This is a genomic window from Halomonas sp. SIMBA_159, assembly GCF_046536035.1.
In the GTDB taxonomy this organism is placed as follows: Bacteria; Pseudomonadota; Gammaproteobacteria; order Pseudomonadales; family Halomonadaceae; genus Vreelandella; species Vreelandella venusta_A.
In genome coordinates, this window is the sequence record NZ_JAWJBT010001790.1 from 1 (window position 1) to 230 (window position 230).

The window sequence follows — 230 nt, forward strand, 5'->3', positions numbered from 1 at the left end:
GTCAATGTCATTAGTAATGATGAAAGTGATTATCTCCCCCGAAAATTGCGTGAAAAAGGCTACGGTGTAACAGATTGGGATGCGAATGGAAGAGATGGCGGCAGGCAGGCCATGCAAATTTTGACTCCGCGGAAGATGGAGTTGAAATTATATAAAACTATTCAAGAAATAGATCCCAAAGCCTTCATTATCGCTTACGAACCGAAAACGATACACGGCGGCTTTTGGGT

1 protein-coding gene is annotated in these 230 nt (G+C 43.0%); it reads left to right on the plus strand.

Translation table 11 applies throughout. The annotated features are described in order from the left end of the window. Positions 1 to 230, plus strand: a 230-nt coding sequence (locus R0J87_RS25365; protein WP_498889782.1) for a DUF2179 domain-containing protein, incomplete at both ends; no start/stop codon positions are given.